Raw genomic sequence first — 15589 nt, forward strand, 5'->3', positions numbered from 1 at the left:
GAACCCGGAGTTCGCCGGCAGCCCTTGGCGGAAGCATGAACAGAGCCTCCTGCAACGTGTCCCGGGCCCAGCCCGACCCACAGCACGGACAGGTGAACTCGGCCTCCCACCGCCTCCACCGGCGCTCGGTGCCGTGGACACGCACGGACCACACGCTCAGCGCCACTGACACCATGCCCGGAGCCAACCGCTCCCGCTCAAGCAGACGGACGGCGGCGTTGGCCGCCCCCGAAAGACCCGGGACATCGCGATACCGCACCCAGGCCCTCCCCCAGCCGCGTGCGCGCGGCCGAAGTGAAGCCGGTGTTCTACGCGGCATGGCCCCTTCGAATGCACGTCATGGATGACATCATCCCATGCTCCAAGATCGACCCGGTAGAACCCGGACCCGCCGGACATCAGGATTGAAGGAATTCCCGACGGCTTTCAAACGGTCAAAAACCAGGTGCGGATACCCCGGCACGCACTCCTATACTCGTGCGAACTCACGGAAAGGAGGTGCAGCCGGTGAAACTTGCCGAGGCACTGGCAGAACGCGCGGAGGCGACGCGCCGAATAGAACAGCTGCGGGCACGCGTCGTCAGCAGCGCGCGACACCAGGAGGGGGAGACCCCCGCCGAGGACGCGGCCCAGCTGCTGGCCGAGGTCGGTGAAGTGCTGGACACCCTGGAAGCGTTGATCCGGCGGATCAACCGGACCAACGCCACCGTGGAGATGGGACCGGACGGCACGCTCACCGACGCCCTCGCGCTCCGGGACGTCCTGCGGCTGCGCCACTCCGTGGTCACCGCGGCGGCCGACGCGGCGGCGGGTACGGGCGAACGGGGATACGGCCGGCAGCTCCGGTCCGAACTGATGATGCTCTCCGCACTCCCGGTCGCGGACCTGCGCGCCCAGGCGGACGCACTCGCCCGGGACATCCGCGAGGTCGACGTGCGGATCCAGCGGACCAACTGGGAAGTCGACCTGCTGGACTGACCAGTCCGGCAGAGTGACGGGACGCGATGTGGAGCAGGTAGCAGCTTCGGAGGCGTGCACACGCCGAGAGCCGGCGGTACTCCGGCCCACTCCTGGCGCGTGAAGAGCAACGCGGGGTTCGACTCCCCACCAACAGCGCAGCTCAGCACCGCGTACAGGTGACAGTGCACATCACACAGCACATCACCATGTGCAGATCCGAAGCGGCGAGGGCGGGTTCGGGGCTTTCCACACCGTTCCACGGGTTTCCCCGTGGACCGTCGGACGTACACCACCCCTCCTATCATGGAGGCATGAGTTCGTACACGGGCACTGAGACTCGACCGGAACCGAGTGCGGCATTGAGCGCGGACGAACTGGCCCGCTGGTACTGGACACTGGCCGAACTGACCGCGCTCGCCCGAGAACTCGGCATACCGCGCGGCGGCGGAAAGGCAGCACTGACGGAGCGGCTACGAGCCGCACTCGACGGCGCCGCCCCACCCGCCGCCCCACCCCGCGCACGCAAAGCCGGCCGCCAACTCGCCGCACCGGTCGACGGATCCACCGTCATCCCCGAGGGCCAGCGGTGCAGCCAGGTCCTGCGCGAGTACTTCCGCCACGAGATCGGCCCAGCCTTCCACTTCGACGCCCCCATGCGCACCTTCATCGCCGAATCCGCCGGACGCACCCTGGCCGACGCCACCACCCACTGGCACACCACCCGCCAGTCCGCCGCCCAACCCCAGGACATCGGCCCACAGTTCGAACTCAACCGCTTCCTCCGCACCTGGCACACCTCCCACCCGGCCGGCACCCACACCGAAGCCCTCACCGCCTGGCACACCCACCGCAACCGCCCCCGCACCCCGGCCCCGGAGTGACCGGCGACCCCTGCTATGCCCAGGCACCAGACTGCCGTTCCAGATCTTCACCGAACGCGAGGAGTGCAAGGCCACCACCGTCGCCGCGAACTCACCCTCCACCGAGTGGGACAAGGCTTTCGGAGACGCCCGGCTCCGCCCGGCCATCGCCGACCGCATCACCTTCTGCTGCACCCTCATCCAGATTGACACCGATTCCTACCGCTACCAGGCCCCCCGGGAAGGCCTCTTCGCAGCTCCGAAATGACCTCCGCCAGAGGTCAGCCGATCGGCGTCGCACGTCGTTCGGGCAGCGGCCCGCCGACGGCAAACGAGATGCCGAGCGGTTCTGCGATCGGAGGGTGACCTTGGTGGCGGGAGTGGATTACGTTTGAGCGATCACCGACGCCCTGATCCGGGGGCACAAAGGAGTCGTCGATGCGCCACGAATCTCAGCACGGCGCACGTCTGGCCGCCTACGGGACCACTGCCACCCGCCTGTCCCTGCTGAACGACCGGCGTCTCGGCGAGATCGTGGCGTCAGCTCCTCCGGTCGGATCCGGCATCGGCGGCAGGTCGGCGGAGCTGGACATCGACGGGACACGGATCTTCGTCAAGAGGGTGCCGTTGACGGACGTCGAGACCCAGCCGGAGAACATTCGGTCCACGGCGAACCTCTTCGGTCTGCCGATGTTCTACCAGTACGGAGTGGGCTCGGCCGGCTTCGGTGCCTGGCGAGAGCTGGCCGTCCACGTCATGACCACCAACTGGGTCCTCGGGAAGGAGTACGAGGGCTTTCCCCTGATGTACCACTGGCGCATCCTGCCCGACTCCCCTCCCGAAGGCTTCGTGGACGAGTTCGGGGGCATCGACGGAGCGGTCGCCCACTGGGAAGGCTCGCAGGCGGTACGCGAGCGCCTGGAAGCCATCGGCCGATCCTCCCGCAGCCTGGTGCTGTTTTTGGAACACGTGCCACAGACACTCCGCAGGCTGTTGCACGAGCACGGGGAGACTACGGTGGCCACCGGCGGCGGCTCTCCTGCGTGGGCGGAGGATGCTCTGGCGCGGGGCACGGCGTTCATGAGCTCCCGCGGGCTCGTGCACTTCGACGCCCACTTCAACAACCTGCTGACCGATGGCCGGCTGATCTACTTCGCGGATTTCGGACTGGCCCTGAGTTCAGACTTCGAACTCTCAGCAGCCGAGCAGCAGTTCCTCACAGACCACCACGGGTACGACCACGCCTACACGGCGAGCCACCTAATCCACCACCTCGCCGACCGTGTCCGGGGTGACATGGAAGCAGACGCGTTCCTCCAGGAGTGGACCGCAGGTCACAGACCCGAGGCAGTTCCGCCCGAGATCGCCGTGCTCGTCGAGCGGCACGCCCGAGCCAGCGTCGTCCTGGATGGCTTCCACCGCCGACTACTGTCCGAGAGCAAGCAGACGCCGTACCCCGGCGCCGAGCTCAACCGCGTCGCGGACGCCGGTGAGACATCGCGCTGACCTTCGAAGGAGCGGGCCCCGGCCGCGACTTGTCGGGCTCTGGGGCTCACCTCGCCCCGGCTCCTCGCTCGTCGATTCGGCGGCGGCTGACGACTCGACGTAGGAAGTCGGGCCTGCCGACTTCCTACGTCGGGCGATGGTCAGGGTGGGGTTGGGGGGCCGGGGTGGCCGCGGAAGGTGGTGCGGTAGGTCTGGGGGGAGACTCCGATCGCGGCGTGGAGGTGCTGGCGGAGGGAGGCGCCGGTGGCGAAGCCGATCTCGGTGGCGATGCGGTCGACGGGGAGGTCGCTGGTCTCCAGCAGGTGGCGGGCGCGGTGGAGGCGTTGCTGGATCAGCCAGCGGCCCGGGCTGGTGCCGGTCTCGTCCTGGAAGCGGCGGGCGAAGGTGCGCGGGCTCATCCGGGCGTGGGCGGCCAGCTCGCGGAGGGCGAGCGGGCGGTCGAGGTGTTGGAGGGCCCAGGCCTGGGTGGCGGCGGTGCCGTTGGTGCCTTCCGGGGGCACCGGCTGTTCGATGTACTGGGCCTGGCCGCCCTCGCGCCAGGGCGGGACCACGCACTGGCGGGCGACCTGGTTGGCGACGGCGCTGCCGTGGTCGGAGCGCACCAGGTGGAGGCAGACGTCGAGGCCGGAGGCGGCGCCCGCCGAGGTGAGGATGTCGCCGTCGTCGACGAAGAGCACGTCGGCGTCCAGGGCGACCCGGGGGTACATCCGGCGGAAGGCCGGTGCCAGGGCCCAGTGGGTGGTGGCGGGGCGCCCGTCGAGGAGGCCGGCGGCGGCCAGCGCGAAGGCGCCGGTGCAGATGGAGACGATGCGGGTGCCGGGGCGGATCCGGGCGAGGGCCGCGCGCTCGGGCTCCGGCAGGTCGGCGGTGGCGCGGTGCAGGGCGTACGGCGGGATGACGACGGTGTCGGCGCTCTCCAGGGCCTCGGGTCCGTGCCCGACGGTGATGGTGAAGTCGGCGCTGGTCGCGACCGTCCGGTCCTCCGTCGCCGCGCACGTCACCACCTCGTACGCGCCCGGCACCCCGGGGAAGACCCGGTTGGGGATGCCCAGCTCGAAGGGGTAGACGCCGTCGAGGGCGAGGACGACGACGCGGTGCGGCGGCCGGGCGCCGGGGCCGCCAGAACCGAGGGGACCACAGGGTTCCATCGCAGGCATGGCACGATTCTATCGGTCTTTGGCAATCTTGCCATTTCGCTGGTCAGGGGCGCGGCCGCAGGCTGGATCCATGACCACGAACTCCACGAGCACGAACTCCACGAGCACGAACTCCACGAGCACGAACACGATGCGGGCCATCACCCAGACTGCCCTCGGCACCCCGGACGTCCTCCACGAGGTCGAGGTCGAGCGGCCCGTGCCCGGCGTCGGCCAGGTCCTCGTCGCCGTCCACGCCGCCGGGGTCAACCCCACCGACTGGAAGCACCGCGACCGCGGCTACTTCCTCGGGCAGCCGCCGTTCACGCTCGGCTGGGACGTCTCCGGCACCGTCGAGGCGGTCGGCGTCGGCGTCTCGCTCTTCGCCCCGGGCGACGAGGTGTTCGGCATGCTGCCCTACCCGTACGGCGCCGGCGCGCACGCCGAGTACGTCGCCGGCCCCGCCCGGGCCTTCGTGCCCAAGCCCGCCGTACTGAGCCATGTCGAGGCCGGGGCGCTCCCGCTGGTGGCGCTCACCGCCTGGCAGGCGCTCGTCGACACGGCGGGGCTGCGGCCGGGGCAGCGGGTCCTGGTGCACGCGGCGGCCGGCGGCGTCGGGCACGTCGCCGTGCAGATCGCCAAGGCGCGCGGCGCGTACGTCATCGGCACGGCGTCCGCCGCCAAGCACGATTTCGTCCGGGGCCTGGGCGCGGACGAGGTCATCGACTACCGCACGGCCGACTTCGTGGCGGAGGCCCGCGACATCGACGTGGTCCTCGACCCGCTCGGCGGCGACGACCGGCTGCGCTCCCTGGAGACCCTCCGGCCCGGCGGCGTCCTGGTGTCGATCCTGCCCCAGGGGATCGACGAGGTGGCCGAGCGCGCCGCCGAGCTGGGCGTGACGGCGAAGGCCCTGCTGGTCGAGCACGACCGGGCGGGCATGGCCGCGATCGCCGCCCTCGTCGAAGCCGGGCGGCTGCGCCCGCACGTCTCCGCCACCTACCCGCTCGCGGAGGCCGCGAAGGCCCACGCCGAGGGCGAGACCGGCCGGGTCACGGGCAAGCTGGTCCTCACCGTCCGCCCGTAGCGGTCACCCAGGCCCCGGGAGCGACCAGCGCTCGGGAAGCGAACAGACCGGGGCAGATTCAGACCGAATCGGGCAGGGTGGGACGATACCTGCCATGCCTAGCAAGTCTCCATCGGTCCGGGACACCGACGCCCCGCCCGACCCGCTCTGCCGTCTCCTGCTCGACCTGGGCGAAGCCCTGCTGGGCGGCGGCCTGCCCGTCCATGAGGTCGAGGACGAACTCCGTGGACTGGGGCGGGCGTTGGGCGCCCCGGAGGTCCAGGTCGCCGCGCTGACCAACGGGCTGTTCGTGGCCCTGCACCCGGACGGCGCCACCAGGTTCCAGCCGCTCGGCGGCACCCTGCGGTTCGAGCAGACGGCCGACGTCCTCGACCTGGTGCACCGGCTGCGGGCGGGCGGACTCGACGGGCCGCGGGCGCGCGCCGAGCTGGACCGGATCCGGCGGGCGCCCGCCCGCTGGCCCGCGTGGGTGGCGGACTTCGGGGCGCTGCCGGTCGGGGTCGGGGTCTGCATCTTCCTGCAGCCGGTGGCGGCGAACGTGCTGGCCGCCGGGCTCGGCTCGCTGATCGTGGTGGGCCTGACCGTGCTCGCCCGGCGGCGGCCGCACCTGCGGCCGCTGCTGCCCGTCACGGCCGGCTTCCTGGTCGCGCTGCTGGTCCTGGCGCTCGCGCGGGCCTCGCTGCTGGACGGGCCGCTGCGGACGATCGTGGCCACCCTGGCGATCCTGCTGCCGGGCGGGCTGCTGGTCACCGGGCTGTCCGAGATCGCCGCCGGCGCGGCCAACGCGGGCACCGCCCGGCTGGTCTCCGGCGCCGTGCAGCTGACGCTGTTCCTCGCCGGGGTGGCCGCGGCCGCGACCGCGATCGGCATGCCGTCCACCGCGCTGGCCAACGTGCAGGTGGCCAAGCCGAGCTGGTGGGTGATCGCGCTGGGGCTGGCGATCGCGGTGGCCGGGGTGGTGGTCAACGTCCACACCCCGCCCTCGGCCATCCCGTGGATCGTCGCGGTGATCGCGGTGAGCGTCACCGCCCAGGTGGCGGTGGGGTCGGTGCACGGCGCGGCGATCGGCGGCCTGGCCGGTGCCGTGGCCGCCGCGGTCGCGGCCACCCTGGTGCACTGGCTGCCGGGCGGTCCGCTCTGGCAGGTGCTCTACCTCCCGGCGTTCTGGATCGTCGTGCCGGGCTCCTTCGGTCTGCTGAACACCGCGCAGATCGAGGTCGGCAACGGGGCGCAGTCGCTGCTGGCGGCCGTCTCGGCGGTCTTCGGGGTGTCGATCGGCACACTGATCGGCGCGGTGATCAGCCGGATCCCCCGCCCCAGCCTCACCGGCCTGCCGCACCGGGCCTGAGCCGGTCGGAACCAGGCCTGAGCCGGGCCCGAGCCAAGCCGGACCCGGGACCGGTACGGGCCGGAACCGGGCCCCGGGGCGCGCGGAGGTGCGCCCCGGGGCCCGGAGTCTCGGAACCCGAGGTTCGGAACCCGAGGTTCGGAACCCGTGACCAGGGAACCCCGGAACCTCGGAATCCGAGAGCCTCGGAACCCCCGTCAGGGCTGGCGCAGGGCCTCGGTGAGCCGGTGGGCCGCCTCGACGACGGCCTGGGAGAGCTGGGCGCCGGGGTGGCGGCTGAGCCGTTCGATCGGCCCGGAGACCGTGACGGCGGCCACCACCCGGTTGGACTGGCCGCGGACGGGCGCGGCGACGGAGGCGACCCCGACCTCGCGCTCGCCGACGGACTGGGCCCAGCCGCGGCGCCGCACGCCGCTCAGCGCGGTGGCGGTGAAGCGGGCCCCCTGCAGGCCGCGGTGGAGGCGCTCGGGCTCCTCCCAGGCGAGCAGGATCTGGGCGGCGGAGCCGACCTTCATGGGGAGGGTGACGCCCACCGGAACGGTGTCGCGCAGGCCGGTGAGCCGCTCGGCGGCGGCCACGCAGATCCGGACCTCGCCCTGCCGCCGGTAGAGCTGGGCGCTCTCGCCGGTGGCGTCCCGCAGCTGGGCGAGGACCGAGCCGGCCGCGGCCAGCAGCCGGTCCTCGCCGGCGGCCGCCGAGAGCTCGCCGAGGCGGGGGCCGAGCATGAACCGGCCCTGGACGTCCCGGCTGACCAGGCGGTGGTGTTCGAGTGCGACGGCCAGCCGGTGGGCGGTGGGCCGCGCCATGCCGGTGGCCGCGACGAGGCCGCCCAGGGTGGCGGGCCCGGCCTCCAGGGTGCCGAGGATCGAGGTGACCTTGTCGAGCACGCCGACGCCGCTCGTGTTCTCCATGGGATGGGTACTCCAGTCTCAAGGCCCGGGAGCAGCGGGTCCGCGCTGCTCACGGCGGCTCCTGGCGGGGAGCCGGGGGTGTGGTCAGCGAGGACAGGCCGGAGAAGTCGGCCGATTGCCTGCGCCGGGCACGAGACGGGTACGCGAAAGGACCGGGGCGGGAAGCGCCCGGGCGAAGGACAGCACAGAGAGCACCGTGTCTCCTCATCTTTCCCGCGCCACAGTGGCGACAGGCCGGAGTTGGCACTGCCCCCGCCAACACGGCGCGTACTTCGGACGCCGGGTCGAACGGGGAGTTGCCGGGGCTTCGTAGGGCCGGTCCCTCCACCCCTCTGGATGATTCGCCAGGAACGATACAAGACATCCGGGGCGGGTCGGCAAGTCCCCCCGCCCTCGACCCGCCCTCGGCCACGCCCCGCGGGGCCGGCTCAGCGGTGGCGCGGCCCCGACAGGCCGGTGCACGGGGCCCCGTCCGGGCTGCCGGGGAGGGTCGCGTCCCAGGCGTGCAGGGCGGCGAGGGCGGCGGTGCGCTCGCGGTCCGTCGGCCGGGTGCCCTCGGGGCCGAGCAGGTAGTCGGCGACCGGGGTGAGCAGCAGGGTGGCGTCGCCGGCCGGGAGCAGCAGCGCCTCGTCCCACTGGTGCCGGATGACGGTGCGGCGCAGCAGCGTGCCGTGGCGCGGCGAGGTGCCGTGGCACGGCGGGGTGCCGGCAGAGGTCCGACGGCGGAGTTCGGGGGCGACCTCGGCCTCCAGGACGGTGCGGACGTCCCGCAGGGCGCCGAGCGGCACGTGCTCGGCGGCGAGGTCGAGGAGGGCGGCGGCCTCCGGGGCGAGCCGGTAGGCGGCGACCACCGCGGCGGTCTCGACGGGCTCGAAGGGCTGCCCGGCGAGCCGGGCCACGTCGATCACGTCGCCCGCGAGGAAGGTGCGCCCGAGCCCTTCCTCGGCGAGGGCGATCAGGCATTCGACGTGGTCGTCGGCGGCCAGGTAGGGGCGGACCGGGACGGTGGCGAGGTCGCCCGGGAGCGCGGCGGTCGCGACCCGCACCTGGTACCACGGGTCGAGCAGCGGGTCCCCGGCCGGCCAGCGCAGGGTGACGGCGGTGTGCCGGGGGCGCTCGCCGAGCAGGGTGACCTCCACGGACTCCACCGGGTGGTCGGTGACCAGCCGGTTGACGGCCTGCCAGAGCGAGGCCTCGGTGGGGCTGACGAGGCTGAGCTCGGCCAGCGGCCGGGGCAGGTCGGGCGGGTAGTAGCCGGCCAGCGGCAGGTCGCGGATCGGGCGGACCCCGGTGGCGACGGCGAGGTCGCGGGCGACCCGGGCGTAACACTCGACCCGGTCGCGGGCGCGCCGCAGCTCGTCCCGGGCGTGCGCGCCCATCCGGACGTCCTCCCGGGCGAGCGCGGCGAGCACCAGGTACGGGAGGTGGCGCTCGCCGCGGGCGCGGTGGAGCAGTTCGACGGGTCCGTCGGCCAGGTCGACGTCGAGCAGGCGGTGGAGCAGGTCGGTGTCCAGTCCGCCCTGCCGGTCCGTGACCCGGTCGGTGCTCAGGTCCGTGCTCGACGCCGTACTCGGTTCCGCGTGCGGATCCGCTTTCCGGCCGGTGCTCAGGTCGCTGTTCCGGTCCGTGTTCATGGGCGTCCGCCTCCGAGAGCCGTGGGGGTCGCCGGTCGGCGGCCGGGCGACCGGGGACGTGGCGGGTCCGGCGGTGAGGGGCCGGGCCGACTGCGGGCGCCACATCACCGATTGTGGCGACGGCCGATCAACACCGGATCACCACCGGGTCGACGATCTCTCGACATCCCGCCAGGTCCCGTGGGTTGATAGGGACTCACCAATTCGGGGGTGGCACGTGCGGGCGGGGGCGAGCACATGAAGCGGGCAGGTGCAGGAATGGATGATTTCCGGTTCTCGGTGCTGGGCTTGATGCGGGCGCAGCGCGGCGCGACCGTACTGAAGGTGGGCAGCCCCCAGCAGCAGGCGATGCTGGCGGTGCTGCTGCTCCGGCCCGGCCACGGCGCGAGCGCCACCGACCTGATCGACGCCCTGTGGGGCGAGGAGCCGCCGGGCACCGCGATGACGACGGTGCGCACCTACGCCTGGCGGTGGCGCAAGGTCCTGCACGGCGAGGCGCCGGACGCGCCGACCGTGCTGACCTCGGTCGGGGACGGCTACCGGCTGGTGCTGCCCAAGCACGCGGTGGACGCGGCGCAGGCGGAGGAGCTGGCGGCGCAGGCCGAGCGCACGGCGGCCGCCGGGGAGCCGCAGCAGGCGCGCGACCTGCTGAACCAGGCCCTGGAGCTGTGGCAGGGCGAGCCGCTGGCCGGCATCCCCGGGCCGTTCGCGCAGCGGCAGCGCCAGCGGCTCCAGGAGCTGCGGCTGACCCTGCTGGAGGAGCGGATCGCCCTGGACCTGGCGCTGGGGCGCTACTCCCGGTGCATCCCGGAGCTGACCTCGCTGACCACCGAGCACCCGCTGCACGAGCGGGCGTACGGGCTGCTGATGCGGGCGCTGTACCAGGCCGGGCGGCAGGCGGACGCGCTGGCCGTGTTCCGGGGCGCGCGTCAGCTGTTCCTGGCCGAACTGGGGGTGGCGCCCGGGGCGGAGCTGGACCTGCTGCACCAGCGGATCCTGGAAGGGGACCCGTCGCTCGCCGCCCCGGCACCCTCCGTCGCGCTCGTCCCCGCCGCGCTCGTCCCGGGCCCGGCCGCCGCCGGTCCGGCGGAGCCGGCCGCTCCCGGGGCCGAGGCACCGGACCCGCCCACCGGACCGGCGGCGCCGAACGCCCCCGCCGCCGCACCGGCCGGGAACACCGCCCCGGCCGGGAGCAGCACACCGACCCCCAGACCGGCCCAACTGCCGCCCGACGCGGCCGACTTCACCGGCCGCTCGGTCCTGGTCGAACGGCTGGGCAAGGCTCTCGGCGGGGCGCACGGAGGGGCGCCCGACAGAAACCCCGGCGCACCGGGCCAGCAGGCGCTGGTGATCGCGACCGTGGTCGGCATGGGCGGGGTCGGCAAGACCGCGCTGGCCCTGCACGTCGCCCACCGGGTGCGCGAGGCCTACCCGGACGGGCAGCTCTACGTCGACCTGCGCGGCGCCGACGCCACCCCGGCCGATCCGGAGGCGGTGCTCAGCGGCTTCCTGGTGGCGCTCGGCGTGCCGGCCGACGCGGTGCCGGAGGGGCTGGACGCCCGCTCGGCGCTGTTCCGCTCGGCGGTGGACGGCCGGCGGCTGCTGCTGGTGCTCGACAACGTCCACGACACCGCACAGATCAGACCGCTGCTACCGGGTGCGGTCGGCTGCGCCGTGCTCACCACCAGCCGGACCCGGCTGTCCGGCCTGCCCGCGACCGTCCAGGCCGACCTCGGCGTCTTCGAACCCGAGGAGGCGCTCGAACTGCTGGGCCGCACCATCGGCGCCGAGCGGCTGGCCGCCGAGGCGCAGGCCGCCCGGGAGCTGCTGCTCGTCTGCGGCCACCTCCCGCTCGCGGTCCGGATCGTGGCGGCCCGGCTGGCGGCCCGGCCGAGCTGGACGGTGCAGACGCTGGGCCGCCGGCTGGCGGTCGAGCGGCGGCGGATCGACGAGCTGCGGATCGGCGACCTGGAGGTGGCGGCGGCCTTCGAACTGAGCTACCGCCAGTTGACGCCCGCCCAGGCCCGGGCGTTCCGGCTGGCCGCCTCGGTGGACGGGCCTGACCTCGGGCTGCAGGCCGCGGCCGCCCTGCTGGACCTGGACGAGTACGACGCCGAGGACCTGCTGGAGGCCCTGGTGGACGTGGCGATGATGGAGTCGCCCTTCCCCGGCCGCTACCGCTTCCACGACCTGCTGCGCGCGTTCGCCCGACGCCGTCCGGACGATCCCGGCGCGGCCGTCGCGGCCCGCGACCGGATGCTGGACCACCTGCTGGCCACCGCCTGCTCGGCCTTCCAGCACGCCGTCCCCGGGGATCCGGCGGCCGGCGCACTCGGGCCGGCCCGCAGCGCGGGCGTCCCGCTGGACGGCCCGGACGGGGCGCGGGCCTGGGCCGAGGCGGAGGGTTCCGGGGCGATCGCGCTGGCCGCGCAGGTGGCGGGCTGGAGCGTCGCGGACGACACCGACGGCCAGACCGGCGGGCCTTCCGACAGCCCGGCACCGGACCCCTCCGACGGACCGACCACGGACCCGCTGCGCGCCGCGATCGACCTGCTGATCGCGCTCACGCCGTTCGTCCTCGCCCCGCCCAGCCGCCAGCTGGCCACCACCGCGGAGGCCCTGGCCGCCGCCGCGGTCCACCGCGCCGACCACCGGGCAGCTGGTCGGGCGCACTTCCTGCGCGGCAACGTCGCCCTGGCCGCCACCCGGCTGGAGGAGGCGGAGGAGGCCTCCCGGCTGGCGGTGGCCGCCTCCCGCGCGGCGGGCGACACGGTGATCCTGCGCCAGGCGCTGAACGACCTCGGCCTGGTCTGCCAGTTCCTCAGCCGCTACGACGAGGCCGTCGGGCACTACGACGAGGCGCTGCTGCTGGCCCGCGAACTCGGCCACCGCTCCGGGGCGCTGGTGACGACGGTGAACGCGGCGCTGGCCCGGGTGCGCAGCGGGCGGGCCGCCGAGGCGGTGCCGATCTGCCACGAGGCGCTGGCCGAGCTGCGGACCCGGAACGACGATCCGGGCCGGGCGTACACGCTGTACGTGCTGGGGCTGGCGCTGCACGGGCTGGGGCGGCACGAGGAGGCGGTCACCTGGTTCGGCGAGTGCCTGGCGGTGGCCTCGGCGTCCGGTCTGCGGGCCCGGGCCGGGCACGCCCGCTACCGGATGGCGGACAGTCTGCGCTCGCTCGGCCGGACGGAGGAGGCGCTGGAGCACGCCGGGCAGGCGCTGGAGCTGTGCGAGGAGCTGGGTGCCGAGCGGGACCAGGGCCACGCGCTGCTGGTGCTGGGCCGGACGCTGGCCGACCTCGGGCGGGAGGCCGAGGCGTACGGACGGCTGCGGGAGGCGCACCGGATCTTCGTCCGGCTGGGGCTGCCGGAGGCGGCGGAGGTGGCGGGGCTGCTGCCCCGGGCCGAGGGTCCGGATCCGTCGACCCCGTCGGGCCGGGCGGTCCGGCGGGCCGCCGACCGGCTCTCCTCGGGCTGCTGAGGAATCGATCCTGCTGGCGGTTCCGGTGCGTTCAGGAACCGGTGCGTTCAGGAACCGGTGTGCTCAGGAGCCGATGTTCAGGAGCCGGTGCTGTTCCAGTCGCCGTTGCCGCCGGTCGGGGTGGGGGTCGGGGTGGGCGTCGGCGTCGCGCCGCCGCCGCTCACCACCGTCGCCACCCCGGCGTCGGCCGCCGCCCCGGCGACCGTCACCGAGAGGCCGGCGCCCAGGGCGACGGTCACCCCGAGGCCGACCGTGAACAGCCGGAGGCGGGTGCGGATGGTGGTGGCCGGACGCTGCGTCATCTCTGGTACTCCTCGGCTCGCTTCCCTGCTGGGAAGGGGTTCCGTCGTGGTGTGGCACCAGTCTGGCCGGGAGCGTTCAACGGTCGATCTACAGTCGAGCACCGGTGATCACCAATGATCACCGGTGCTCGGTGGGCCGCCCGCTCAGGCCGCCCGCTCAGGCCGTCGCGCGGATCTCCAGGGTGCAGCACTTCACGCTGCCGCCGCCCTTGAGCAGCTCGCTGAGGTCCATCCCGATCGGCCGGAAGCCGCGCTCGCGCAGTCGCGAGGCCAGTCCCACGGCCGCCTCCGGCAGCACCACGTGCAGGCCGTCGCTGATCGCGTTGAGGCCGAACACCTCCGCGTCGGCCCGGTCCGCCAGCAGCGCGTCCGGGAACAGCCGCCGCAGCACGGCACGGCTGCCGGCCGAGAAGGCCTCCGGGTTGTACATGATCTCGTCGCCGTCCAGCACGGCGAGCGCGGTGTCCAGGTGGTAGAAGCGCGGGTCGACCAGCTCCAGGCCGACCACCGGGCGGCCGAAGAACTCCTGCGCCTCCGCGTGCCCGTCGGCCACGCTGCGGAAGCCCCGCCCGGCCAGCACGTAGCTCGCGGTCGTCAGCAGGTCCCCCTCGCCCTCGTTGACGTACTCCGGGTCGCGGGTCTCGAAGCCCCGGGCCCGGAACCACTCCAGGTAGGCCGGGCCCTCCGCGGCCCGCTCGGTGTTGCGGAAGCGCGCCCCGAGCACCCTGCCGTCCACCACGGTGGCGCCGTTGGCCGCGTAGACCATGTCGGGCAGGCCGGGCAGCGGGTCGATCAGGTCGACCCGGTGGCCGAGCTCGCCGTACAGGGCGTGCAGCCGCTCCCACTGGGCGACGGCCAGGTCGGTGTCCACCGGCTTCGCCGGGTCCATCCAGGGGTTGATCGCGTAGGTGACGTCGAAGTGGGTCGGACGGCACATCAGGTAGTGGCGCGGGCGGGCGGTGCGGGCCATCGGAAGCTCCTCGGAAGTCGGGTACGGGCGGCAGGGGCGTCACGGGCGGTACGGGCAGTACGGGCGGTGCGAGCGGTGCAGGCGGGGGCCGGTCAGGCCGTGGGGGCCGGCGGCCGGGTCGGGAAGTCGCGCAGGCCGCGCAGCGGGCTGGCCAGCAGCACCGCGCCCGCCGACAGCAGCACGCCCGCCATCAGCCAGATCGTGCTGCGGGCGCCGATCGCCTCGCCGAGGTAGCCGCCGAGCAGGGCGCCCACCGGGATCGCGCTGTAGTTGAGGGTCGCGGAGCTGGCCCGGATCCGGCCGATCATCGCGGGCGGGCAGTAGCCCTGGGAGAAGCTGCCGGCGAGCACGTTGCCCGCCACCACCCCGCAGACCGCGACCGCCCAGGCGAGCGCGCTGACCACCAGCGGCAGCCGGTCGCCCGCCAGCGGCAGCAGCAGGATGAAGGGCGCGACCACCAGTTCGCAGACCAGCAGCCCACGCGCGCTGCCCAGCTTGCGGGCGACCCGTCCGGCCAGCATCGCGCCGGCCAGTCCGCCGACGCTCACCAGCGCGAACACCCCGCCCACCGCGCCCGGTTCGAGCCCCACACTGCGCACCAGGAAGACCGTCTGCACCGCCTGGATGCCGTTCAGCCCCAGGTTGCCGACCGCCGCGAAGCAGGCGAACGTGCGCAGGTACGGGTCGCGCAGCAGGAACCGGACGCCCTCGCCGATCTCGCGCGGGATGCCGCGCCGCTCGGACACCGGCGGGGGGCGCTCCTCCGTCCTGATCCGCCGCAGGAACACCGCCGACACCAGGTAGGTGAGCGAGTCCGCGAACATCCCGCTGGCGGCGCCGAACGCCTGGGAGAGCAGACCGGCCGCGCCCGGGCCGGCGATCTCGGCCGCCGAGGCGCCGGAGCGCAGCTTGACGTTGGCCTCCAGCAGGTCGGCCTTGCCGACCAGGGTGGGCAGCACCGCGCCGTAGGCGGTGGAGAAGAACACCTTCACCGCCCCGGTCAGCAGGGCCACCACCACCAGGTGGGCCAGCGACAGCACCCCCAGCCAACTGGCCACCGGCACGCTGCCGAAGAGGAGGAGCAGCAGCAGGTCGCAGACCAGCATCACCCGCAGCCGGGGCCAGCGGTCCACCCAGGCGCCGGCCAGCAGGCCGAGGAACAGCCAGGGCAGCCAGGCGGCCGCGTTGATCACGCCCACCGCGAGGGGGCTGGCGCCCAGGGTGACCACGGCCACCAGGGACAGCGCCACGCTCCCGACAGCCGTGCCGAAGTTGCTGGTGGTCTCACCGATCCAGAGCCGGCGGAAGTCCCCGTGGGCCCACAGGCCCCACCTGCTGCGCGGCCGGTCCGGCGGTGCCGGTGACTCGATCGGGACGGTGGTGGTCATCGCG

At 74.0% G+C, this 15589-nt stretch carries 13 protein-coding genes and 1 riboswitch; of the genes, 7 read left to right on the forward strand and 6 right to left on the reverse strand.

Translation table 11 applies throughout. The features are described from left to right. Positions 1-507 precede the first annotated feature (507 nt). The 4 genes from ACWDCZ_RS19765 (at position 508) to ACWDCZ_RS19780 (ending at position 3326) form a co-directional block, all read left to right on the forward strand. Positions 508-978, forward strand: coding sequence for a DIP1984 family protein (locus ACWDCZ_RS19765; protein WP_449816537.1), 471 nt, complete (start codon positions 508-510; stop codon positions 976-978). Between the two features lie 293 nt (positions 979-1271). Next, on the forward strand, positions 1272-1841 hold the full coding sequence (locus ACWDCZ_RS19770; protein ID WP_449816538.1) for a DUF6434 domain-containing protein: 570 nt from the start codon (positions 1272-1274) through the stop codon (positions 1839-1841). 43 nt (positions 1842-1884) lie between these two features. Beyond that, positions 1885-2088, forward strand: a complete 204-nt coding sequence (locus ACWDCZ_RS19775; protein WP_388051508.1) for an ATP-binding protein — start codon at positions 1885-1887, stop codon at positions 2086-2088. Positions 2089-2258: 170 nt separating this feature from the next. Beyond that, positions 2259-3326, forward strand: coding sequence for a protein kinase family protein (locus ACWDCZ_RS19780; RefSeq protein ID WP_449816539.1), 1068 nt, complete (start codon positions 2259-2261; stop codon positions 3324-3326). A 140-nt stretch (positions 3327-3466) separates the two neighbouring features. Here ACWDCZ_RS19780 and ACWDCZ_RS19785 read toward each other — a convergent pair whose 3' ends face one another. Next, on the reverse strand, positions 3467-4474 hold the full coding sequence (locus ACWDCZ_RS19785; RefSeq protein ID WP_387972582.1) for a GlxA family transcriptional regulator: 1008 nt from the start codon (positions 4472-4474) through the stop codon (positions 3467-3469). 79 nt (positions 4475-4553) lie between these two features. Here ACWDCZ_RS19785 and ACWDCZ_RS19790 point away from each other — a divergent pair, with 79 nt between their 5' ends. Together ACWDCZ_RS19790 and ACWDCZ_RS19795 are read left to right on the forward strand one after the other, a co-directional pair. Further along, positions 4554-5549 carry an NADP-dependent oxidoreductase gene (locus ACWDCZ_RS19790; RefSeq protein ID WP_449816540.1) on the forward strand — a complete coding sequence of 332 codons (996 nt, stop codon included), beginning with the start codon at positions 4554-4556 and terminating at the stop codon, positions 5547-5549. Between the two features lie 94 nt (positions 5550-5643). After that, positions 5644-6897: a threonine/serine exporter family protein gene (locus tag ACWDCZ_RS19795; RefSeq protein ID WP_380779684.1), complete on the forward strand. Its 1254-nt coding sequence runs from the start codon at positions 5644-5646 to the stop codon at positions 6895-6897. Positions 6898-7094: 197 nt separating this feature from the next. Here the strand turns inward: ACWDCZ_RS19795 and ACWDCZ_RS19800 are convergent, their stop codons facing one another. Next, positions 7095-7808 (reverse strand): IclR family transcriptional regulator, encoded by a 714-nt coding sequence (locus ACWDCZ_RS19800; protein ID WP_049657219.1) that lies wholly within the window; start codon positions 7806-7808, stop codon positions 7095-7097. Between the two features lie 201 nt (positions 7809-8009). Next, positions 8010-8151: riboswitch (SAM riboswitch) on the reverse strand. A gap of 85 nt (positions 8152-8236) precedes the next feature. Further along, on the reverse strand, positions 8237-9442 hold the full coding sequence (locus ACWDCZ_RS19805) for a hypothetical protein (protein WP_449816541.1): 1206 nt from the start codon (positions 9440-9442) through the stop codon (positions 8237-8239). 258 nt (positions 9443-9700) lie between these two features. On the opposite strand from ACWDCZ_RS19805, the gene ACWDCZ_RS19810 reads away from it, so the two are divergent. Then, the gene (locus ACWDCZ_RS19810) at positions 9701-12925 is read left to right on the forward strand and encodes an AfsR/SARP family transcriptional regulator (RefSeq protein ID WP_449816542.1); all 3225 of its coding nucleotides are present in this window, start codon (positions 9701-9703) and stop codon (positions 12923-12925) included. Positions 12926-13002: 77 nt separating this feature from the next. Here the strand turns inward: ACWDCZ_RS19810 and ACWDCZ_RS19815 are convergent, their stop codons facing one another. From ACWDCZ_RS19815 to ACWDCZ_RS19825, 3 genes are all read right to left on the reverse strand, one after another. Next, on the reverse strand, positions 13003-13227 hold the full coding sequence (locus tag ACWDCZ_RS19815; protein WP_117486792.1) for a hypothetical protein: 225 nt from the start codon (positions 13225-13227) through the stop codon (positions 13003-13005). A gap of 157 nt (positions 13228-13384) precedes the next feature. Then, entirely contained in the window at positions 13385-14197 is an 813-nt protein-coding gene (gene ddaH / locus ACWDCZ_RS19820) for a dimethylargininase (protein WP_049650865.1), read from the reverse strand. A gap of 92 nt (positions 14198-14289) precedes the next feature. Further along, a complete protein-coding gene (locus ACWDCZ_RS19825; RefSeq protein WP_049650866.1) occupies positions 14290-15585 on the reverse strand; it encodes an MFS transporter in 1296 nt (431 codons plus the stop codon). Positions 15586-15589 lie beyond the last annotated feature (4 nt).

It is taken from the genome of Kitasatospora sp. NPDC001225, from assembly GCF_053597855.1.

Coding starts and splice junctions, on each gene's coding strand:
- ACWDCZ_RS19790 (WP_449816540.1), top strand. CDS start 4,554: ATGACCACGAACTCCACGAGCACGAACTCCACGAGCACGAACTCCACG.
- ACWDCZ_RS19780 (WP_449816539.1), top strand. CDS start 2,259: ATGCGCCACGAATCTCAGCACGGCGCACGTCTGGCCGCCTACGGGACC.
- ACWDCZ_RS19815 (WP_117486792.1), bottom strand. CDS start 13,227: ATGACGCAGCGTCCGGCCACCACCATCCGCACCCGCCTCCGGCTGTTC.
- ACWDCZ_RS19785 (WP_387972582.1), bottom strand. CDS start 4,474: ATGGAACCCTGTGGTCCCCTCGGTTCTGGCGGCCCCGGCGCCCGGCCG.
- ACWDCZ_RS19800 (WP_049657219.1), bottom strand. CDS start 7,808: ATGGAGAACACGAGCGGCGTCGGCGTGCTCGACAAGGTCACCTCGATC.
- ACWDCZ_RS19805 (WP_449816541.1), bottom strand. CDS start 9,442: ATGAACACGGACCGGAACAGCGACCTGAGCACCGGCCGGAAAGCGGAT.
- ACWDCZ_RS19770 (WP_449816538.1), top strand. CDS start 1,272: ATGAGTTCGTACACGGGCACTGAGACTCGACCGGAACCGAGTGCGGCA.
- ACWDCZ_RS19795 (WP_380779684.1), top strand. CDS start 5,644: ATGCCTAGCAAGTCTCCATCGGTCCGGGACACCGACGCCCCGCCCGAC.
- ACWDCZ_RS19825 (WP_049650866.1), bottom strand. CDS start 15,585: ATGACCACCACCGTCCCGATCGAGTCACCGGCACCGCCGGACCGGCCG.
- ACWDCZ_RS19810 (WP_449816542.1), top strand. CDS start 9,701: ATGGATGATTTCCGGTTCTCGGTGCTGGGCTTGATGCGGGCGCAGCGC.
- ddaH (WP_049650865.1), bottom strand. CDS start 14,197: ATGGCCCGCACCGCCCGCCCGCGCCACTACCTGATGTGCCGTCCGACC.